The sequence below is a fragment of the Trichocoleus sp. DQ-A3 genome, from assembly GCF_039961975.1.
In the GTDB taxonomy this organism is placed as follows: Bacteria; Cyanobacteriota; Cyanobacteriia; order Cyanobacteriales; family FACHB-T130; genus FACHB-T130.
On record NZ_JAMPKC010000016.1, the window covers coordinates 24,070 to 44,095 of the forward strand.

Annotated in this window: 20 protein-coding genes; 11 read left to right on the forward strand and 9 right to left on the reverse strand. The window is 46.8% G+C overall.

Features of this window, described 5'->3' with window-relative positions; translation table 11 throughout:
- Positions 1–64: 64 nt before the first annotated feature.
- On the reverse strand, positions 65–934 hold the full coding sequence (locus tag NDI44_RS20145; protein WP_190411378.1) for a FecR family protein: 870 nt from the start codon (positions 932–934) through the stop codon (positions 65–67).
- An 84-nt stretch (positions 935–1,018) separates the two neighbouring features.
- On the opposite strand from NDI44_RS20145, the gene NDI44_RS20150 reads away from it, so the two are divergent.
- Both NDI44_RS20150 and NDI44_RS20155 read left to right on the forward strand, forming a co-directional pair.
- Positions 1,019–1,624 carry a thylakoid membrane photosystem I accumulation factor gene (locus NDI44_RS20150; protein ID WP_190411379.1) on the forward strand — a complete coding sequence of 202 codons (606 nt, stop codon included), beginning with the start codon at positions 1,019–1,021 and terminating at the stop codon, positions 1,622–1,624.
- A gap of 298 nt (positions 1,625–1,922) precedes the next feature.
- Positions 1,923–2,141, forward strand: coding sequence for a hypothetical protein (locus tag NDI44_RS20155; protein WP_190411380.1), 219 nt, complete (start codon positions 1,923–1,925; stop codon positions 2,139–2,141).
- Between the two features lie 204 nt (positions 2,142–2,345).
- Here the strand turns inward: NDI44_RS20155 and NDI44_RS20160 are convergent, their stop codons facing one another.
- Entirely contained in the window at positions 2,346–2,582 is a 237-nt protein-coding gene (locus NDI44_RS20160) for a hypothetical protein (protein ID WP_190411381.1), read from the reverse strand.
- 572 nt (positions 2,583–3,154) lie between these two features.
- On the opposite strand from NDI44_RS20160, the gene NDI44_RS20165 reads away from it, so the two are divergent.
- Positions 3,155–3,826, forward strand: coding sequence for a DUF4214 domain-containing protein (locus tag NDI44_RS20165; RefSeq protein WP_190411382.1), 672 nt, complete (start codon positions 3,155–3,157; stop codon positions 3,824–3,826).
- Between the two features lie 85 nt (positions 3,827–3,911).
- Here the strand turns inward: NDI44_RS20165 and egtD are convergent, their stop codons facing one another.
- From egtD to egtC, 3 genes are all read right to left on the reverse strand, one after another.
- On the reverse strand, positions 3,912–4,955 hold the full coding sequence (gene egtD / locus NDI44_RS20170) for an L-histidine N(alpha)-methyltransferase (RefSeq protein WP_190411383.1): 1,044 nt from the start codon (positions 4,953–4,955) through the stop codon (positions 3,912–3,914).
- A 500-nt stretch (positions 4,956–5,455) separates the two neighbouring features.
- Positions 5,456–6,748 carry an ergothioneine biosynthesis protein EgtB gene (locus NDI44_RS20175; RefSeq protein ID WP_347276898.1) on the reverse strand — a complete coding sequence of 431 codons (1,293 nt, stop codon included), beginning with the start codon at positions 6,746–6,748 and terminating at the stop codon, positions 5,456–5,458.
- The gene (egtC, locus tag NDI44_RS20180) at positions 6,738–7,526 is read right to left on the reverse strand and encodes an ergothioneine biosynthesis protein EgtC (RefSeq protein ID WP_190411384.1); all 789 of its coding nucleotides are present in this window, start codon (positions 7,524–7,526) and stop codon (positions 6,738–6,740) included. Before egtC ends, NDI44_RS20175 begins: the two co-directional genes overlap by 11 nt.
- 323 nt (positions 7,527–7,849) lie before the next feature.
- Here egtC and NDI44_RS20185 point away from each other — a divergent pair, with 323 nt between their 5' ends.
- The 4 genes from NDI44_RS20185 (at position 7,850) to NDI44_RS20200 (ending at position 11,322) form a co-directional block, all read left to right on the forward strand.
- On the forward strand, positions 7,850–8,785 hold the full coding sequence (locus tag NDI44_RS20185) for a nucleotidyltransferase domain-containing protein (protein ID WP_190411386.1): 936 nt from the start codon (positions 7,850–7,852) through the stop codon (positions 8,783–8,785).
- A 393-nt stretch (positions 8,786–9,178) separates the two neighbouring features.
- Entirely contained in the window at positions 9,179–9,529 is a 351-nt protein-coding gene (locus NDI44_RS20190; RefSeq protein WP_190411478.1) for a DUF6717 family protein, read from the forward strand.
- A gap of 366 nt (positions 9,530–9,895) precedes the next feature.
- Positions 9,896–10,663 carry a nucleotidyltransferase domain-containing protein gene (locus NDI44_RS20195; protein WP_190411387.1) on the forward strand — a complete coding sequence of 256 codons (768 nt, stop codon included), beginning with the start codon at positions 9,896–9,898 and terminating at the stop codon, positions 10,661–10,663.
- Positions 10,660–11,322: a dual specificity protein phosphatase family protein gene (locus NDI44_RS20200; RefSeq protein WP_190411388.1), complete on the forward strand. Its 663-nt coding sequence runs from the start codon at positions 10,660–10,662 to the stop codon at positions 11,320–11,322. Before NDI44_RS20195 ends, NDI44_RS20200 begins: the two co-directional genes overlap by 4 nt.
- Here NDI44_RS20200 and NDI44_RS20205 read toward each other — a convergent pair.
- The 4 genes from NDI44_RS20205 to nagA form a co-directional block, all read right to left on the reverse strand.
- Positions 11,319–11,693, reverse strand: coding sequence for a DUF423 domain-containing protein (locus NDI44_RS20205; RefSeq protein ID WP_190411479.1), 375 nt, complete (start codon positions 11,691–11,693; stop codon positions 11,319–11,321). The two genes, NDI44_RS20200 and NDI44_RS20205, sit on opposite strands and share 4 nt — an antisense overlap.
- Positions 11,694–11,710: 17 nt before the next feature.
- The gene (locus NDI44_RS20210; protein ID WP_190411389.1) at positions 11,711–12,133 is read right to left on the reverse strand and encodes a hypothetical protein; all 423 of its coding nucleotides are present in this window, start codon (positions 12,131–12,133) and stop codon (positions 11,711–11,713) included.
- A gap of 41 nt (positions 12,134–12,174) precedes the next feature.
- Positions 12,175–12,861, reverse strand: a complete 687-nt coding sequence (gene bchM / locus NDI44_RS20215) for a magnesium protoporphyrin IX methyltransferase (RefSeq protein ID WP_190411390.1) — start codon at positions 12,859–12,861, stop codon at positions 12,175–12,177.
- A 111-nt stretch (positions 12,862–12,972) separates the two neighbouring features.
- Entirely contained in the window at positions 12,973–14,247 is a 1,275-nt protein-coding gene (gene nagA / locus NDI44_RS20220) for an N-acetylglucosamine-6-phosphate deacetylase (RefSeq protein WP_190411391.1), read from the reverse strand.
- A gap of 75 nt (positions 14,248–14,322) precedes the next feature.
- On the opposite strand from nagA, the gene purE reads away from it, so the two are divergent.
- The 4 genes from purE (at position 14,323) to NDI44_RS20240 (ending at position 19,939) form a co-directional block, all read left to right on the forward strand.
- Positions 14,323–14,844, forward strand: coding sequence for a 5-(carboxyamino)imidazole ribonucleotide mutase (gene purE, locus NDI44_RS20225; RefSeq protein WP_190411392.1), 522 nt, complete (start codon positions 14,323–14,325; stop codon positions 14,842–14,844).
- 789 nt (positions 14,845–15,633) lie between these two features.
- The gene (amt, locus tag NDI44_RS20230; protein WP_190411393.1) at positions 15,634–17,244 is read left to right on the forward strand and encodes an ammonium transporter; all 1,611 of its coding nucleotides are present in this window, start codon (positions 15,634–15,636) and stop codon (positions 17,242–17,244) included.
- Positions 17,245–17,492: 248 nt separating this feature from the next.
- Complete coding sequence (locus tag NDI44_RS20235; protein ID WP_339380590.1) at positions 17,493–18,980, forward strand: ammonium transporter; 1,488 nt, start codon at positions 17,493–17,495, stop codon at positions 18,978–18,980.
- Positions 18,981–19,072: 92 nt separating this feature from the next.
- A complete protein-coding gene (locus tag NDI44_RS20240) occupies positions 19,073–19,939 on the forward strand; it encodes an SGNH/GDSL hydrolase family protein (RefSeq protein WP_339380495.1) in 867 nt (288 codons plus the stop codon).
- The last annotated feature ends 87 nt before the right edge of the window (positions 19,940–20,026 follow it).

Here is a 20,026-nt window from a genome sequence, read left to right on the forward strand (position 1 = left end):
ATTCGTGGGTTGCTGCCTCGTCTTTTCCGACTAAAAAGGAGAGGAAAAGGCTATCCGATAAAAATTATTGATTCACAGGATTCTCCGATGTCCCCGCACTATTCGGAATTTCCAATTCATAAACTTGTTGATTGCCCAAGGGATTCCGCACGACTAATCTCAGCTGCCGATTAGACGGGATTGGCACCACCGTATCGAGTTGTCCCTCGCCTCCCGTATCCACAATCTGATTATTCACTAACACTAAATTGATTGGGTCTACCGTTCCAGTGACTCTAACTTGACCATCACCTGTCACCGAGAGAACCTGTAATTTCAGTCTCGTGTCACCTGTTGTCACCTTGGGAATCGTTGGAGCCTGTCCCGGAACAATTAAAGCAGAATACCCCGGCTCTACCAACACAGTTTTCCCTCGCGCACTAAAGGCTACTTTGCCTCGGATAGTTGAAAGCCCAGTTTTCCCATTGGAACCGACGGTGACGCCAAATTCTGTGCCTCTCGTCCCAGCAACGCCCCCAGGCGTCTCCACTTCAAAGCTAGAGTTAGGGTTAGTAAAAGGTCGTACTTTGGCGCTGACCTGTCCCTTATCCATATAAAGGCGCGTTTGTTTGCTACCATCCTTACTTGTCTTTAAAGTCTTGACTTGCACGTTGGTGTTTTCGGAAACCTGAACCGTACCGATGCCATCTTCCATCGCTAAAACAGCACTGGCGTCGAAGTTGGTGCTGAGACTACCGGATGCCTGCAAGCGATCGCCAACTTTCACTGGCTTTCCTTGAGTTGTTACCGTACCGTTCGTTTCTTTGACTTCTATCGAGCGTGGACTAACCGCAGCTCGAACACTTTCGGAGATAAACGATAAGGAAGTAAGGACTAAGCTACCGGCTAACAGGGATAATCCTAGTAGGGTGACTGGAAAAACAGGGAACTTCATAGAGAATCGGGAGCCATAACGGGTGAACGCAAAGACGATTTAAGGACTACTGAAAGAAAAAAAGGTTTCTACAGCAACTTTGGTATGATTCTTCGCTTGCAACAATTTCAAATCAGGATTCTGACAGCTTCTCGCCGTTCCTGGCGGCAGTTTTTTTTGAGTTGCCTCTTGACACTGGTTGTTTCTTTCAGCTGCCTGCTGGGGACGCCATCAGCTTTAGCGGGTATCAACGACGACAACTTTGACGGGAATGTTTTTCTCCTCTATGGCGGCAATGCCTCGCTGGTTCCCCCGCGAGTGGCATTGGCAGATTCTCTTAAAGGAGGTAAACCGGCATTGTTGGTGTTCTACGTGGACGACAGTAGCGATTGCAAGCAACACGCAATCGTCGTTTCGCAGCTTCAAGCTTTTTATGGTCGAGCCGCTGATTTCATCCCCATCGACGTAGATTCGATTCCAGTACAATCCAACTTTACACCTACGGAACCGGGCTACTACTACGAAGGCCTCGTCCCCCAAACAGTCTTGCTAAACCAGAAGGGCGAAGTTGTCCTCAACCAAAAGGGTACGGTGGCGTTTGAGAAAGTAGACGATGTTTTCCGTGAAGTGTTTAACTTGTTACCTCGCTCAGAATCGGTGGAGCTGAAGCGGCGACTCGTGAATGAGTTTAATACGGAGTTAGCGAAGTAAGTGGAGTTTTGTGGGTGGAGAATCTTGACTGTTTCAATTTCCGACAGGCGCGATCGCTCAACTCACAAGACAAAATCCTTGACAAATTTAGCAAAGTGTTCGTTTGCTCTCACTTCTTCAGTTTCTTCAGTAGCAAAAAACTCGATTCCTGCTCAAAAGGGGTGATTCAAAGTTTTGTGCAAATACTAAACTTCTATCTTGAGCTGTAATCTAAATCATATTAAATCTCTAGCTATAGATTGAGTTAGGTGCTGTTTTGAACCAATAACCTGAGTATCAAATAGCAGCAATCTTAACCATGAATTCTTCGATTTTTTCTCAAGCCTGTCTTTTACCGTCTGCAATCATTGACTTATCTGCCAAAGTTGCTGAATCAGGTCAGATAACAATTACAGACCGTTGCGTACTCAGAACAGCACTGCTTGAAAATTCTCTCAGCGAAGATGAACAACTTTTGCTGAACCGAATGCTTTATGCGGTTCGTCGGGGACGTCTGGCGCTGGTTAATGAATTTTAGCTTCTGAATGTAAATCTTGATTATTCGGTACCTTTTTTAATCGTAATTACTGCGACTCTCTCTGAAATTATTGACTTTTGAAAAAGAAAATTATTCCTTATCTCCATTGGTCTATTCGCTACCAAGTAGTAGGAATTAAAAATCGACGATTGCACTAATGATTAGGGTCATCTACTACCATAAGCCGGTCTTTGGTAGCACCTGTTAGCGAGTTGTTCGCGACTTTGGCGACCAATTTGACCATTCACTAGAGGCAAAGACTTTTGCGGGTAGTTCATTCAGTACCTCGGCTGGAGCATCTACCTGATACAGGTCAATACAGCAGCCGCACCCTTCGTTATTGGACAAATATCGGATCTTGCCTTTCCACTTCTTAATCCATTCCTTAACTAACTCTTGTTCGGGTGTTTTGGCATTAACACAAATGCTGGCTTTCGGCATTGAGATTTTCTCCAGTCAGAGGAATAGATAATACTGAACTGATAAAGTTTTGAGAAGTAAAAGTTCTACACAAAATCGGTCGTTATTTTTTGCTGTTTCATTGGGTCTGCCTTTATCTAGCAATCCTAAATGATTTCTGAATGAGAGATCCCCGACTTCGAGAGAGAAATCGGGGATCTAAACCGTTGGAATTTAACAGAAGGATTACTATCTGCTAACCGGATGCGATCGCTCTCATCTGGCTGTCGTTCCTTGTCCAGTTGAAAAGCTCGCCTTTTCCCAATTTTAGGGTTAGTAGCGGGAACAAAATTAGACGATTTGCGATCGTATTTATTTATCTAGCTTAATCCGGTATCCGCGCGATCGCTATGCTAGAGATTTTCCAGTTGTCTTAAGGCGGTTCTCTGAACTCGACCTTGGCTTGTTTCGAGGAAAATTTCTCTGGCGAAATTTAACCGATCTCACCCAATTGGGTTATTCCATCGTAGGAAGTTGAGACCCGGAAAATAGAGCGAATATATGCCACAAAGAAAAATATTCTCTGACTTTTAAATTTCCTTGAGGGGAAAATTATGAAAATTGGAATGCACACCACAGCACGCTCTCTCAGATCTGCTGCTACGGTTACTGTATTATCTGCACTGATAATTGCTCCAGTCGTCCTATCAGCAAATCCTGCGGCTGCTGAGCCTGACAGAGGACGGAGGGAGCAAACCTGTTTTTTGGGGATTTGTTGGGATCGAGGAGAGTCGTCAAGGCAAGACGATTATGACCGAGATGATGACTATCGACGCGATCGCCGTAACGACGATTATGACTATCGACGCGATCGCCGGAATGACGATTATGACTATCGACGCGATCGCCGTAACGACGATTATGACTATCGACGCGATCGCCGGGATGGCAGTTACGACTATCGCCGCAATCGGTCAAACGTTTCCAATAACATTAATAGAATTTATCGAAATGTGTTAGGTCGAAATGCCGATAGTCCTGGACTGAGGATGTATCGACAACGGGTAGAATCCGGTTGGTCACTGGAGAAAGTCCGTCGTGACATTGCTGACAGTTCAGAAGCAGAACAAGCGATTAACCGACTTTATCAAAATGAGCTAGGTCGTAATGCCGATCGTGAAGGACTGAGAACGTATAAAAGACGTTTAGCAGATGGTTGGTCGATCGATCGAGTCCGTCAGGATATTTCTAGGAGTAGAGAAGCCAGATCGAGAAGAGGTCAATAAACTTTTCTCTTTGCTGTAAGTTTCCATTTAAAGGCGCACCCACAGGTGCGCCTTTAGACAAGCGAGAAATTATGCTGATGATTACCTACATGGGTTGCAGTTGACAAAGTAATAAGCCAAACCACTGATTCGGATCGCTCCAAATTTGGAGTGTTTTTAAGCCTCTTGTCTGAAGTTCCTGTTGCAGGGCGTCGAGGTTAAATTTGCGGGAAATTTCCGTCAGGATAGTCTCGCCGCTTTCAAATTCAATCGTTAAATTGAGGTCGTTAAGTGTGACAGTTTGCGATCGCATACTCCGCAGATGCATCTCAATCTGATGTTCGGATTCGTTATAAAACGCCCAATGTTCAAACTGAGAAGGGTCAAAATTGCCATCAAAGCGGCGATTCAGGTGGTGCAGAATATTCAGATTAAACGCCGCAGTCACGCCTTGGCTATCGTTATAGGCTGCATTCAACAAATGTTTTGGTTTTTGCCGATCTATCCCTAGTAAGAAATACTCACCCACTTCCAGAGCCTCGGCAATTTGGGTGAAGAAGCGATCGCATTCTTGGGGATTTAAATTACCCAAGGTGCTACCCAAAAAACAGATCGTTCGACTAGGCAATTGCGTCGGTGCTAGTCGTGTCAATGCTAATTCATAAGTACTGGCTAAAGCGTGAACCTGGAGGGAGGGATAATCAACTAGCAATTCCCTGGCACTACTTTCTAAAATGCCAGCACTCACGTCAATAGGCAGATAGCGCAGTGGGTAGCCCATTTCTTGGTAGGCATCTAGCAGAATCCGGGTTTTTGTTGAGCTGCCACTTCCCAGTTCTACCAGTTCGCTTTCCCCCGTCAACTGAGCAATTTCACCCGCGCACTTTTGTAAAATGGCTGTTTCTGTGCGCGTTAGATAATATTCTGGTAATTCACAAATTTGCTCAAATAGTTGGGAGCCTTTGTCATCGTAGAAATAGCGCGGCGTCAGAGATTTGGGAGTCTCACTTAAACCCTTAACAACATCAGTTCCGTCAATTTCTTGATTTTGTAACTGTGCCGTGGCGCTGAGTAGATGCTCTATCTGCAAGCGTTTTTCTATCGTAGATTGGGAAGCAGTTTTACCGCTTGCAGTTTTAGAAATTGTCATTTATCCTCCGTTTGTGTGGGCGCGAACAGCCGAATCATTGCGGCATCCGCTTTTACGCGATCGCGAGGGTCAAAATAGTTGGCTATAACCGTCAGCTAGTGAAACACAAAGCTATATTGAATAAAATCATGCCTGAGCTAGATGTATTTAGACTCAGGCTACTTGTTATACATTTTCCTGATAAATCGGCAGCTTATTTCAGTAAATAAAAAATCGGGCTGTGTTGATACATGATTGAAACGCCATGTACCACTATTTCTTAGCTCCTAATTTATCGGGGGTTGGGGGAATCGAGTCAAGCAAATTCGGTCAGATTCCCCTAGCTCCCATCAATTAGAGGGAGAAATACCGATTGGATGCAGTACGGTTTAACCCCACCCAGCTCTTCCCCATTTACCCAGAGAAGTTCAATATTCTCCCCTCTCCGTTCACTGAGAGGGGCTGGGGGTGAGGTTCCGAGTGTGTCTATTGCACTTGAATGAAAACCGCTATAGATATAGCTACTTCGCACAGCGAAATCCAGACAAAATCTGACGGACGCTCGGATAATACCAGTTGCGGAAGCTAGAGCGCAAAGCGGCGGGACGAGTCGCCCAGCTACCACCTCTCAATACCTGATGCTCTCCATCAAAATAAGTCTTGGAATAACCAACGTAAGGGTAACTGACAAAACCGTCATAGCCATCAAAGCAGGTAGAAGTCCACTCCCAAACATTGCCGAGCATATCGTAGCAACCATAGGCACTCTGCCCAGAGGGATAAGCATCTACGGGTGTTGTTTGCCCTGCCAAGTTATCGTGGTTACATCGCTCTAGATATGGCTCCGCCTCGCCCCAGGGATATGTGCGGCGACACAGTGCGATCGCATCCCAACTGGCTGCTTTTTCCCACTCTGCCTCGGTTGGCAGTCGCTTCCCCACAAATCGGGCATACGCTTGTGCCTCGTACCCGGAAACGCCGCAGACTGGATGATTATCCCAAGCTGTGTCAGGTGCCCAGTATAGCGGCTGATTCACGGGATTTTCTTGCAGCCATTTCCACCCAGCTTCTGTCCACCATCGGGCATTTTGATATCCTCCCGCTTCCATAAACGCCCGGTACTGTCCGCAAGTGACGGGATAACGGTCAATCCAGTAGGTATCCAAGTAAACTCGGTGAACTGGACGCTCGTTGTCTAAAGCTTCGATGGACTCGTTGCCCATCTCGAACTCACCCGCCGCAATTTCAACCATCTCCTCTAAGATGGGGTGATTGCACGTTTCCGGTAGGTTAGCACGACTTCCTACGTGAAATTGGGCGTCTCGACGCTGTAATTGCAGCACGAAGGAGATAGTTTCACTATGCTGGCTCTCATGCTGAATTAACCAGCGCCAAAGGCGTTCTTGCTCATCTAAAGGTGCAACTTCCAGGTAATCGAATACCTGTTCTCTAACTGTGTGCAGATAGCAGCGAATTTCAGTGAGCAGGGGTAAATAAACCCGTTGCATTTTGGGTAAGCCATCCGCCGCAAATAAGCGTTGATAACCAGCGATCGCATTTTGTCCCCCCTTAGAAACGGGAAGTTCTAGCGTTTTACCCGCAGTACGAACCAGCAGCCACAAAGCCTCGGTGTAAGCAATGTGCCCTAAATGCCAGCCAATCGGGCTAAAGTCGGGATGCACTTGACGACAGAAGGTGTCATAGTTAATGCCTTCAAACAGTGCTAAAGTACCGGCACGGCAGCGCTGCATCGATTGTTTGATTTGTTGCCGCCGCTCATCAAGGGTACTCGCTCTGGCTACTTCAGAGTTGATGGATTTGAACTTCAAGGTCTTCTCCCACACTAATCATGCTTTGTTCGGGGAACCCGATCCAGTTGCCAGTAAACAATGGTTCAGATGCGATCGCTACTGCTTCTGGAAAGATAGGATCGTCCCGCAGCCAATACAGTGAGGGAACATTTGTTCCCTGAGCAAAGCGCGAGGCAACCATCCGATGTCCATCTGTGACAATTATGTTGGCAGAGATTGGTGTGTGGTAAGCATCCGCTAACTCGGTTAAAGTCATCAACGTTTTGTACAGTGCTTTTTCCAAGCTCATCCCAGGGTTAGATGCCAATTCATTCAGGAATAAGGCAAACATATGCTCGGAGTCTGTCGTGCCGTCAATAGATTGGTAAATTTCATCGCTCAGTCGGCTCCGAATCGGTTTATACAGTGTCTTGCGAAAGTTTTTGATCGCACCATTGTGTGTGAACAAGAGACGCTCGGAACGAAACGGCTGGCAGTTACTCAAATCTACTGACTGACCAGTAGTAGCGCTGCGAACATTGGCAAGGACGCATCCCGACTCAATATAACGGCTGAGGTTGGAGACATTCGTATCACCCCAAATGGGCAGCAAATTTTTGTAGATAAAGGGGTCGGTCTCTTTTTGGGCGTGATACCAGCCAATTCCAAAACCATCGGCACTAACGACACCAGAGGTCATCTCGCGGGGTTCATAGCTTTGGACAATCAGCGAGTGTTCCGGTTTGGACAAAAGGCAGTCCAGTAGAATAGGCGAACCGAGGTAGCCAAGTATACGGCACATTTTCTAGGGTTTGCTCCTACATTAATGGTTGAGATTAAGCTCCAAACCTTAAAAAAGGCTGAGATTTGGGGTGAATTGGCGATAGGAAATTGCTGAGAAACCGATGAGTTTGACGTTCGTTAGATGAACGTCGTTCCACATGAAAAGCTTATTTTTGTTGAACCATCAGTCGTCCAAGAGAATCCGCAGCCAAAAGTAGCAACTTATACTGCAAATGCAAGAGCGATCGCTTTCATATTTTTGACAATACTTCATATTGTAGACACGCCATCTTTGGCTATGGCAGCGTAGAGGAGAATACCAGTCCAAAGGGGGAGCAATAATTGTCAGAGAGTTTAGCCTTTAACCCCAATCTGATTTTGCCCGTTGGAACCCAGATAGTGACTCGTGTTGAGATTCAAGATGCTGCGGGTGAAATTGCGCGATCGCGCGGCACCGTCGGCGTTATTATCAAATCACCCATTGACAACTCCCACGCCTATCGCGTCCAGTTTCCAGACGGGGGAGAGGCGTCTCTACGGCGCTCAGAACTCACCATCCACTCATCTTGGCAACAAGAAGGTCTGCAACTACCAGGAGCCGTTCTTGCCGATTTTGACCTTTACGAGTGTGTCATTTACCGCTGTATCGTCGGTTCAAGAGCCTACGGTTTAGATAATGCCAACTCTGATATTGACCGACGCGGCATTTACTTACCACCCGCCAATATTCAGTGGTCGCTCTACGGGATTCCGGAGCAGTTGGAAAATAAAGAAAACGAGGAGTGCTACTGGGAACTCCAGAAATTTTTGACCTTGGCACTCAAAGCAAATCCGAATGTCTTAGAGTGCCTCTACACACCAGGTGTAGAAACGGTGATGCCCCTGGCTGAAGAATTATTAGGAATTCGGTCTATTTTTCTCTCTCAGTTAGTTTACCAGACATATAACGGATATGTGATGTCACAGTTCAAAAAACTTGAACAAGATATCCGTACAAAGGGGGAATTTAAATGGAAGCACGCGATGCATTTAATCCGCCTGTTGTTGTCGGGCATCACCGTGCTGCAAGAGGGTTTTGTCCCAGTTCGCGTCGAAGAACACCGACAACAACTGCTGGCTATCCGCAACGGGGAGATGCCTTGGGAGGAAGTTAACGCTTGGCGGCTAAGCTTGCATCGCCAGTTTGATGACGCTTTCGCCACAACATCGCTGCCAGAACGTCCGGATTATGAAAAGGCAAATGCTTTTTTGATTAAAGCACGTCGAAGTATGGTTTAGAAATTGAATTTCAAAGATGTTAAAGACGTCAAAAAAAAAGAGGAAATTCAGATGATACCTAATGCAGTGATGGTAATTTTTCCCTATCGTCATGAAGACTATTGGGTATTTGACTATGAACCAGCCGGACTTATCCGCGAACCCTTTGTCAGCGGGATGCCTGCAATCATTGACAGTCTGGTTCAAGATATTCCCAATGCTGCTCAAGGTTTTAAACTCTTGTTTTCTCCAATCGCTTTTTCAGAGTATCAGGCAGAACTGGTTTGGGTGAGAGAACAGTACGGCGGTAACTGGTATCGCTGGGAAGCCAAAAATTTAGAAGGCTGGCTAAGTCCAGCATTGTTTAAATATTTCCCTGTAACGCTACATAAAATCTATTGCAAGGCTGAACCAATGTCTAACGCAATGATGGTGATTTTCCCCTATCGCTACGAACACACTTGGGTGTTTGATGATGAGCGAGTCGGACTTGTCCGAGAGCCATTTGTCAGCGGGATTCCTGAGATGATCGATCTTCTGGTTAAAGAGATTCCCAATGCTGAGAAAGGTTTTAAGCTTTTGTTTTCAGGAAACCCATTTCCCGGATATCAGGCGGAACTAACTTTGGTAAGAGAAGAGTATGGTGGCAATTGGTATCGCTGGGAGTTAAATAACAAGGAAGGATGGTTATGTCCCGCCTTGTTTAAATACTTCAATGAAGCACCGAGGAAACTCTACTGCAAAGCAGAAAAGCTACGCGATTAAGCGAATGGGTAATCGAAAAGAGGTTCCTGGGAAGATAGCAACGAAGAATGAATCATTAGTAGGTTGGATTGAACGACAGTGAAGTCCAACTAATGCTTAGGAGTGTTGGGTTTCGTTCCGCAATCCAGCCTAAACTAACTTTTTACAACCTTCCTCCTTGTAAAAGACTTTACTTGATGACACATTGCACATCCTTTCTCAATGCGATCGCTCTTTCTTCTGTCAATCCTGAAACCTTAACTCAGCTAAAAAACACCCTTAAACCACGATTTGAGTAGTTTAAGGGTGTATTTACCCGGATTTTGTAGCAGTTGATTCATACTATAAGCTTACTTCTTAACTATCGGCAATACCCATTAATAAATTATGGTAATAGCACAGCCGCTACTCCCAGTCATTTCTGAGCAACCCTATCCGCTTTTGTTCGCAACAATCAGCGGCGCACATCTGTATGGCTTTCCATCTCCCGATTCTGATTATGACTTGCGCGGGTCACACATTCTGCCAGTGTCGGAGGTGGTTGGATTAGAGATTGGGCGTGAAACGATTGAAATTTCAGAAGTACGGGACAAGCTGGAAATTGACCTTGTAACTCACGATGTCAAAAAGTTCTTTTCGCTACTTCTTAAAAAGAACGGTTATGTATTAGAGCAGCTATATTCACCGCTAATTCTCCACACGACGCCAGAACATGAAGAATTAAAAGAGATTGCCAAAGGTTGCATCACCCGCCACCATTCTCACCATTATCTCGGCTTTGCAAATACGCAATGGCGGCTTTTTGAGAAAGAAAATCCGCATCGTGTTAAGCCGTTACTTTATGTTTATCGAGTGCTATTAACTGGCATTCATTTAATGCGAACGGGTGTTATAGAAGCTAATTTGGTTCATTTAAATGATATTTTTAAATTGCCTTATATTCCCGACTTGATTGAGCGAAAGTTAGCAGGAGCAGAAAAATCTGTTTTGGAAGATGCTGATATAGCATTTTATCGCGGAGAATTTAATCGGTTGCTCGCCAAATTAGAGGAAGCAAGCGAAAGCAGTCATTTACCGGAATCTCCCTCTAGTAAAGATGCGCTGAATAATCTGTTAATACTGTTGAGGATGGCATTTATTGTAAACAAACGATGAAGTATAGCTTTATATTTTTTCTGAGTGGTATTTACCTAATTTTATTTGGCTCGAAATTTGGAAATGCTAAATGGCTAATTCTATGGATTGGTGTTAGTTTTATTGCCGTAGGAGCAGCATACGGATGGCTGGGAGCTAAAGTATTTGGAAAACGGTCAGATGGAACGATGGGATGGCTGAATATATGCTTATTGATGCCCTACTTATTATTAACTTGGATAAGCTGGCATCTTCAAAGACTGATTGGGAAAGAAGAATGTTGTAACGAGATAGTACCTGGCATCTGGCTAGGTCGTAGAGTATTTCTTAATGAATTTCCCGATAATATCAGCTTAATAGTTGATTTAACAGCCGAATTCCCAGAACCTAAAAACGTTATTTCAGGAAGAGCTTATATCTGCGTTCCTACATTAGATGCGTCCGTGCCAGATTATCAAGTATTCCAAAAATTGATTGATAAAATCTGTGCATGGCAGGGAAATATTTATATTCACTGTGCGCTTGGGCATGGGCGTTCTGCAACAGTTGTTGCTGCTACACTTGTTGCCAAGGGGCTTGTGAATAATGCGAACCAAGCAGAAGCACTGATCAAGAATAAACGTTCTGGAATTGAGTTTAGTAAAGCTCAGCGGGACTTGCTGAAAAGGCTAACTATTTAAAATCTTAATGCAGCAACTGCTAAACAACCCCATCCCACAATAAAGGCTACGCCTCCTAGTGGAGTAATTGGTCCCAACCACTTTACACCCGTCAGACTCAAGGCATAAAGACTGCCTGAGAAAAGGATGACGCCAACGATGAAGGCATATCCAGCTGCCACAAGGGTTGACTGTGCTGCCTCGGCGCGACTTAATAATAATGCCACCAGTAGCAAAGCTAATGCGTGATACATCTGATAACGGGCACCCGTCTCAAAGATTTCTGCTGCCCGTTCGCTGAGTTTTTCTTTCAAAGCGTGGGAGGCAAAAGCACCAGCAGCGACGGACAATCCGCCTAAAATAGATGCGATGCATAAAAAAATCTGCGTCATCATAATTTCAACTACTCTTATCTCAACAGGAAGTAATAAGAAATTCCTCCTTCCTCACTTACTTTAAAGTTAGCATCGTATTCTTTAGCTCTATCATCTAAATACTGCTTTGCCTCCGCAGCTGTTAGCTTCGCCTCCATCGCAAACTGTAAAGTGGTGATATTTCCATCGCCTTCTTTCAGTAGCTGATAAAAGGTAGACTGGAGGCGATCGCTTGTTTCTTTCGAGTGTTGTTTCCGCAATCCCCACACCAGCCAACCTCCAAGGGCTACCGCTGGGAGTCCTAAAACTAGACCCCCGATGGCAGCGTCTCCATCTTCCTGTTTATCCTCCGGGCTGGCATTCGGATTCGGCAGGGTAAAAACAATGAGCGGAATCAATAGTAAAATACCGCCGAATGTTAGTAGCAAGCCCGCAGACAGTTTTTTGATGAGCTTCATGGTGCCCAGCCGATGTTGTCAATACAGCCGCGATCTTAACCTTACTTTCGCGTGGCTTCCAGTATGCGAGAAAAGTAAAAGCGAGTCTTCGTCATTCCTTGCCGCTGAATCGAAAAACCGTTACTTTCTAGAATTTTGACGATATCAGCCTCTCGGTGCAAATAAGCGCGAGTGGCTTTGCTGGGACCAGGGAAAAAACTGCCAATTTTTTTGAGCAAACTAAGGGCTAAAGTTTTCGGCGCAAAGCTGAGAATTATCCGAGATTCTGCCATAGAAGTGAGATGAGAAATCATCTCGGCGGCTTTGTCTTGAGGATAGTGAATGAGGACATCTAAGCAAATAACGGTGTGATATTTGCCACTTAATGTTTCTAAATCTTGTACGGTGAAAGTAGGATTGCTGGCGTTGCCTAGAACTGCCTCGGCTCTTTCCTTAGCCTCTCCGACCATTTTTTCGGAGATATCGCTGGCATAGACTTTGGCACCCGCTTCGGCGAGGGGGATGCTGAGGCTACCGACGCCACAACCAGCATCGCAGATGGATAGAGTGGCGAGATTGTCATCGGCTTTCAGCCAGCTAAGTACGGTATCGACTGTCTGCTGATGTCCTTCGCGGATGTCTAGTTGGACTTTATTAACTTCACCATCGCCGTAAATGCGTCTCCAGCGATCGAAGCCGGTGGAGTTGAAATAGTCTTTGACAATTGTTTTATCGTCTGCTGCGTTCATGAAATTGGATTTTATCGAAGTGTTCCCAACGGTTAAACTTACCATTTATACGAACCGCAGAGGACGCGGAGAACGCAGAGGAAGAGAGGAAGAGGAGAGGCATTGCTTATTTTAGGCATTGGGTAATAAGCGCTGCCAGGTGAGTCCATTCGTTGATTCGTCTAGATGCCAGCGCAGCAGTTGATGAGCGGGTTGATTAGGATAGGGACTGGTTTTGTTGTTTTTTTGGCGATCGCGTTTTGACGGTTCTTTGAGCAACCCGATAGCGCGACGGGGGGATTCTGTGGCAAGCGCGATCGCAGTCTCGACTTCACAAATCCCCCAACGGACTAGATTCTGCACTCCGACTAACAGCGGTAATGTTGTTCCCGATAAGGTTCCATCTGGGAGTCGTGCGGTGCCGTTTTTCACTTCTATCTGCCGCGTATCCCAGGGATAGATGCCATCGGGGAGTCCCAAGGGTGCTAAGGCGTCGCTAACCAGGAAAATGCCTTGCTCGGATAGCTCCCCCTGCTGCCCCTGGTTTAAGGGGGTAGAACTGGCGCGTAGCAGCAGCTGAATCATCGTCTGAGAGACGTGCTGACCATCGGCAATTAAACCACACTGTACGGCTGGATGAACCAGGGCGGCTCCTAATAAGCCGGGTTCGCGGTGATGTAATCCGGGCATGGCATTGAAGGCATGAGTCACCATCGATGCTCCCAGTTTAAAAGCTTGCTGCGCTTGGGCTTCAGTAGCTTGGGAGTGTCCCAAACTGACGGTGATCCCAAGACTTCGCAAATACGCGATCGCTTCCCCAGTTGGATCTAATTCTGGTGCCAAAGTAATCACTTTCACAATCTCTGCATCATCCCCCAAAACCCGTTTCACGTTGTCAATCGTTAGCGGCAATAGGTACTCGGCGGGGTGTGCGCCTCGCTTCTGGGGATTGAGAAATGGTCCTTCCAAATGCACCCCCAAAATCTCGGCAGTGGTTCGATCTTGGTGCTGGGAAGCGGCAAAATTAGAGAAAATGGAGAGCGATCGCTGAATGTTCTCAACCGATGTTGTAACGATGGTTGGTAAAAATCCATCAACGCCCTGATGCCATAGAAATTTACAAATTTCCGGTAGCTTATCGCAATTTTCCAGATTCAATTCTGGAAATGCCAACCCCAACGCCCCATTAATCTGCAAATCGACACCACCCAGCGACACCCAATCTCCCTCCACATCCAGCACTTGCAAATCCTCAGGTGGAACCATTTTGAATACAGTGTCCATTGACAGAATTTGCTCAATCCTGCCCTGATGAATCCAAATCTGCTGTAAGCTTTCGTAGCCTCGGAATCGAGCATTGCGAATCACGATTGGGGCAGTCATGGATAGCGTTGTTGCGTCTGTCATCACTTTTGCGACAAGATACCTAAATTCGAGCAGACACCAGTTTATCTAACAACCAACTGAATAACTCCCGAAAAAATGACTCAACCGTTAATTGGCATCATCATGGGTAGCGATTCCGATTTGCCCACTATGCAAGGCGCGATCGCAATATGTGAAGAATTTGGCGTCGGCTGCGAAGTCGCTATCGTCTCTGCCCACCGTACCCCGGAACGGATGGTGGAATACGCCCAACAAGCCCACCAGCGCGGCATCAAAGTGATTATCGCGGGTGCCGGTGGCGCTGCCCATCTCCCCGGTATGGTAGCGTCTCTGACACCTTTGCCAGTAATTGGGGTGCCAGTCGCCAGCCGTCACCTACAGGGCGTTGATTCTCTCTATTCCATCGTGCAAATGCCAGCGGGAATTCCCGTTGCGACTGTCGCGATTGGTAATGCGAAAAATGCCGGTTTGTTGGCTGTGCAAATCTTGGCATCCCACCAGCCAGAATTACTCGAACGAGTGCAGCAATATCGCCGCAGTTTAAGCGATTCCGTGATGGAGAAGCAGCAGCTTCTGGATGAAATCGGCTATAAGCAGTATTTGGAGAAGATGCCCTAATTTTAAGGGCGAGTCAGTTATTTTTTTAGGCTTGGCAGAGAGGAGAAACGATTGAAATCTCAAGAATAATTTTTTGATGCCAATCGCTTTGTTTACCGATAGCGAGGTGCGTCAAGAAAACTGCTGATTTCATTTTTAGCGGAACTGGAGGGGCGACAGGGGCGGTTTCTTTGAGATTTAGACCCAATCTATTCGTTGAATGTTTCGCGATCAAAGTCAAATTTAATCTTGTCCTAAAAAAAATTGATAACCTTGTTTTTGCTATTTTAGTAACAGTTTTTATCTGTTCATCAAATATAAAATAAAAAAACTTGCATTTAATTTATAGGAAAGTTTCTATAAAAGCATTTATTTAATAAAGTAATTGCTTAATTTAAGTTTCTATAATATGGGATTTCCGGAGAAATTTAAGCTTCTGAAGTCTTAATGGATTCGCTTAATAAATTTAGGCTTTTCTTTGGGGCATCCCCCCATAGATGGATATAAACTAATTTAGCTCCAAGTTCGCTCAAACTCCCGCGATTTATACTTCCAGGAGAGTTCTGCGGGTTGAGATGCCAGAGCCAGAATCTAAAAATGTAACTTTCGATACAGAATATCCCGCCTCGGAAAATACAAAATCTTAAAATTTCCCGGACAAATTAGACATCCCGTCTAGATGTTGATAAAGGAAAAAATCCCTAACGAGTTGCCTGTAAGGTTTTGTCATATACTCACTTCAAATGACTGGATTTACTGATTTTTGACTAAACCGATGGATGTGTTGGACTGATTGAGGAAAGTGCAGTGATGATGCCTAAATTAACGCTCAAAAAGAAGAAATCGAAAGCCAAAAAGAAGCGATTGTCTTCTAATTGGCAAGTCCAATCTCCCCGGACTGCCACGATGTTTAAGCAGTTGCAAATTGCCATTAAGCGGCTGACTCCAAGTTGGCAAGCTTGCATTCCTATCGCCATTTTGATTGTGATGGTGTGGGGTTATGCAGCAGTCGCCCAGGATGCTCCGGCAGCTGAGGGGCCGACAACAGCCGAGTTGAAGGTAGCGCTAGACACCCTATGGGTAGCGATCGCTGCTTTCCTGGTGTTCTTCATGAACGCTGGCTTTTGTATGTTAGAAACTGGCTTCTGCCGCCAGAAAAACGCGGTCAACGTTCTTGCCAAAAACTTGATTGTGTTTGCTCTAGCGACCGTCGCGTTTTGGGCGATTGGTTTTGGCTTGATGTTCGGGGACGGCAATCCTTTCATTGGTTTGAGCGGGTGGTTTTTGAGCGGAGCCGATAACAGCCCTGCCACCAACGATGCCTATCAAGGTGTTTTTGGCTCTCTGAAATGGGCTGGCGTTCCCTTAGCTGCTAAGTTTTTGTTTCAGCTAGTATTTGCCGGAACAGCCGCCACGATTGTTTCTGGAGCGGTTGCAGAAAGAATTAAGTTTGTTGACTTCTTAATCTTCAGCCTCTTACTCGTCGGGATTGCCTACCCGCTCACCGGACACTGGATCTGGGGCGGTGGCTGGCTGCAAACCAGAGGCTTCTGGGATTTCGCGGGTTGCACGGTCGTTCACTCAGTGGGTGGCTGGGCAGCTTTGATGGGAGCCGCATTCTTAGGGCCACGGCTTGGTAAATATCAAGACGGGCAAAGCGTTGCTTTCCCTGGTCATAACCTGAGCATTGCCACCTTGGGCACTTTGATTCTCTGGTTGGGCTGGTTTGGTTTCAACCCTGGCTCCACAATGGCTGCCGATCCAAACGCCATTACTCACATTGCCCTGACAACCAACATGGGGGGTGCTGCGGGTGGAATTGCCGCTACCATTACAGCTTGGTTGTACCTGGGTAAGCCGGATCTGTCGATGATTATCAACGGCATTTTGGCTGGCTTAGTTTCGGTGACAGCTTCCTGTGCTTTTATCAGCATTGGCAGTTCTTTGATCATCGGTTTGGTTGGCGGAGTATTAGTTGTTTTCGCTGTCACTCTCTTTGACAAAATCAAAATTGATGACCCGGTGGGCGCGACCTCAGTTCACCTGGTTTGTGGTATCTGGGGGACTCTGGCAGTGGGTTTATTTGCTGCTGGTCCTGGTGTCTATTCCTGGTACGGTGAGGGTCTTGGCCCAACCAAGGGGTTATTGCTCGGTGGTGGTCTCGGACAGTTGATCACTCAACTGATTGGTATTGTCACAGTGGGAGGCATAACCGTTCTACTCAGTACAATCTTCTGGCTGGCGTTGAAAGCGACCCTCGGTATCCGAGTCACTCCAGAAGAGGAGTTTGAAGGTTTGGATATCGGAGAACATGGCATGGAAGCTTACAGTGGATTCCTTAAGGAAGGAAGCTCTGCTGGGTTTTCTGATACTGGTAAGCATGGTGGAATGCCGACTCCGCCCGGTGAATATGTCAAGTAACGACAGATAAACCAAAAGAAAGCATTTTGTTCTTTTGAGTTTTCTCCTTTCCCCATAGAGTCCGCCCTATTCCCAACTCTATAGAGTTGCGAGTAGGGCGGATTTCATTTTTGTCGTCTATCTGTGGGTGAAATATTTATAGGCAACTCCGCTAATTTGTATACTTTGATACAGAATTGACCTGATTGAAATTGGTGCAATCAGATTCATTTGCTTAACAAAGCGATCGCGTTGATGGAACCAAATCAGTGATCAAGAAAGTTCTCATTACTTGGATACTGGCGCTGTGTCTTCTGGGTGGCCCAATGGTAGGAAATGCGCTTGCCCAAGACGCATCGCCTTCGGTGAGTCCTTCCCCGGAATTGTCCGCTCCCGCAACGGTTCCTGGGGAACCAGCCGATGCTTCGCGTCAGGAAGCGTCGCCAGCGGTTGCTGAGGCTCCGAAAATCGACACAGGCGATACCGCATTTATGCTAATTTCATCAGCCCTAGTGCTGCTGATGACGCCTGGGTTAGCTTTTTTCTATGGCGGATTAGTGCGATCGCGCAACGTCCTCAACACCATTATGATGAGCTTCATCCTCATGGGAGTTGTCGGCGTTACCTGGACTCTGTGGGGCTATAGCCTCGCCTTTGCACCCACTTCCTTGACCCCTGGAGCCGATCCTCCTTTCAGTGCCAATCCCTTCATTGGCAGCCTGAACTGGCTATTTTTGAATAACGTCGCCTTCGACCAACCCGATCCGGTCGGTTACGCTGGCACGATTCCCCATCAAGTGTTCATGGTTTACCAGATGATGTTTGCCATCATCACTCCAGCCCTAATTTCTGGGGCTATCGTGGAGCGGATGAGTTTCAAGGCATACTTCTGGTTCATCCTGCTTTGGTCTACCTTTATCTACTCTCCTTTAGCTCACTGGGTTTGGGGCAAAGGCTGGATCGGTACATTTGGAGCCTTAGATTTTGCTGGAGGAACCGTCGTACACATCAGCTCTGGCGTCTCTGCTGTCGTCGCCGCTTGGGTGATTGGGCCGCGAAAAAGCTTCATGGTGACACCACACGCACCCCATAACGTGCCTTACGTGCTACTCGGAATCGGTATGCTCTGGTTTGGCTGGTTTGGCTTTAATGCCGGGAGTGCTTTAACAGCAGGTTCCCTAGCAGCGGTAGCTTTCGTCGCCACAATGGTCGCTGCGGCAGCCGGCGGTCTCACTTGGGTCATCCTGGAATGGCTACTCAGAGGCAAACCGACAGCAATTGGCATTGCCAGCGGTTTCCTCGGCGGACTGGTTGGCGTGACCCCGGCAGCCGGATACGTGAATCCGCTCGGAGCCATCTTCATCGGTTCCGTTACCTCTGTTTGCTGTTTCTTTGCCGTCAGTCTCCGAGCCAAGTTGCAGTTTGACGATTCTTTGGATACCTTTCCTATCCACGGCGTTGGCGGGACGATAGGGGCGCTTCTGACGGGTCTGGTTGCGACGACAACCGTTAACTCAGCAGGAGACAACGGTTTATTTTTCGGCAATCCCGTCCAATTATGGGAACAGATTGTCGGTGTCTTAGCAACTTATGTGTTTGCCGGGGTGGGCACTTTTGCTATCCTCAAACTTTTAAGTTTGGCGATGGATTTGCGAGTCAAACCTAACGCTGAAGACCAAGGTTTAGACATCAACGAGCATGGTGAAGAAGGTTATGGAGAGGATTTTGCCACTGGACTGAGCTTCAAAGGCGAATAATTGGCAATTTCCATTGGCAGCTAGGCGATCGCTCGATTTGTGGATGCTAGCAATTTAAGATTAAATTCAACCTGTGCTGAATCTGATTTAGTGTGTCCACTCGCTCGAAAACCTTTCTTCCGGCTTGGGCGCTCTTGTCCCTAGCTACTAACGGGTTGCTGATGCTAACAGTAATTTTGTTGCTGAATCGGGATCGGTGGCTATCAGCTAGGTTACAAGCTAGCGATGCTACCTCTGTAGAGCCGATCCCAGAAGACGTCTCTACCAGCCTGCTGACGAAAACACTACCTTCCACACCCGCGTTAGGGCCGCGCCACCAGCTGAATTACGCTCAGTGGGTGACGCTGCTCAGGCAAGAAGCGGAGGTAGCCGCAACCAAAAATCCCAAACATTTAACCGTACTGGCTGGGGATTCGCTCAGTCTGTGGTTTCCTTCGGAGCTATTGCCCACAGAGCGCACTTGGCTCAATCAAGGAATTTCTGGAGATACTTCAGGGGGTTTGCTCAACCGATTGGATGTGTTGGACGAAACTCAGCCGGAAACGATCTTGGTGATGATTGGCATTAACGACCTGATCCGAGGGGTGGGCGATCGGAGAATTCTGGCGAACCAGCGACAGATTATCCGCTATCTGCGACGGGTTCATCCCCAAGCACAGATTGTTGTGCAGTCGATTTTGCCCCACGGCGGTAAAAAGTCAACCTGGGTGGGACGCGATCGCCTGATTGCTATCCCTAGCAGTCGCATCCGCGAACTAAACCGACAACTGGGCGCGATCGCTCGTTCGGAATCTGTCAGCTATCTCGATCTCTATCCCCTGTTTGCCGATAGTAACGGCAATATACAGCCCGAACTGACGACGGATGGCTTGCACCTAAGTCCCCAAGGCTATGTTATTTGGCGCTATGCCCTTCAATTCTTCATGCAGGTGGAAACAGAACCCAGCAAAGCCAATTAAAAATTCCTGGCTTTGACTTTGCTGGGTAACGCCAGCTGAGCGTCCAGGCATTTTATGATCGACGAGGAGAACCACCAGAATGAGAGA

What these genes read in the sequence shown, in the direction of transcription:
- NDI44_RS20195 (WP_190411387.1), top strand. Translation starts at nt 9,896, where the DNA reads ATGGTAATAGCACAGCCGCTACTCCCAGTCATTTCTGAGCAACCCTAT.
- egtC (WP_190411384.1), bottom strand. Translation starts at nt 7,526, where the DNA reads ATGTGCCGTATACTTGGCTACCTCGGTTCGCCTATTCTACTGGACTGC.
- NDI44_RS20145 (WP_190411378.1), bottom strand. Translation starts at nt 934, where the DNA reads ATGAAGTTCCCTGTTTTTCCAGTCACCCTACTAGGATTATCCCTGTTA.
- NDI44_RS20210 (WP_190411389.1), bottom strand. Translation starts at nt 12,133, where the DNA reads ATGAAGCTCATCAAAAAACTGTCTGCGGGCTTGCTACTAACATTCGGC.
- NDI44_RS20150 (WP_190411379.1), top strand. Translation starts at nt 1,019, where the DNA reads ATGATTCTTCGCTTGCAACAATTTCAAATCAGGATTCTGACAGCTTCT.
- amt (WP_190411393.1), top strand. Translation starts at nt 15,634, where the DNA reads ATGATGCCTAAATTAACGCTCAAAAAGAAGAAATCGAAAGCCAAAAAG.
- NDI44_RS20190 (WP_190411478.1), top strand. Translation starts at nt 9,179, where the DNA reads ATGTCTAACGCAATGATGGTGATTTTCCCCTATCGCTACGAACACACT.
- nagA (WP_190411391.1), bottom strand. Translation starts at nt 14,247, where the DNA reads ATGACAGACGCAACAACGCTATCCATGACTGCCCCAATCGTGATTCGC.
- NDI44_RS20205 (WP_190411479.1), bottom strand. Translation starts at nt 11,693, where the DNA reads ATGACGCAGATTTTTTTATGCATCGCATCTATTTTAGGCGGATTGTCC.
- egtD (WP_190411383.1), bottom strand. Translation starts at nt 4,955, where the DNA reads ATGACAATTTCTAAAACTGCAAGCGGTAAAACTGCTTCCCAATCTACG.
- purE (WP_190411392.1), top strand. Translation starts at nt 14,323, where the DNA reads ATGACTCAACCGTTAATTGGCATCATCATGGGTAGCGATTCCGATTTG.
- NDI44_RS20200 (WP_190411388.1), top strand. Translation starts at nt 10,660, where the DNA reads ATGAAGTATAGCTTTATATTTTTTCTGAGTGGTATTTACCTAATTTTA.
- NDI44_RS20160 (WP_190411381.1), bottom strand. Translation starts at nt 2,582, where the DNA reads ATGCCGAAAGCCAGCATTTGTGTTAATGCCAAAACACCCGAACAAGAG.
- bchM (WP_190411390.1), bottom strand. Translation starts at nt 12,861, where the DNA reads ATGAACGCAGCAGACGATAAAACAATTGTCAAAGACTATTTCAACTCC.
- NDI44_RS20165 (WP_190411382.1), top strand. Translation starts at nt 3,155, where the DNA reads ATGAAAATTGGAATGCACACCACAGCACGCTCTCTCAGATCTGCTGCT.
- NDI44_RS20155 (WP_190411380.1), top strand. Translation starts at nt 1,923, where the DNA reads ATGAATTCTTCGATTTTTTCTCAAGCCTGTCTTTTACCGTCTGCAATC.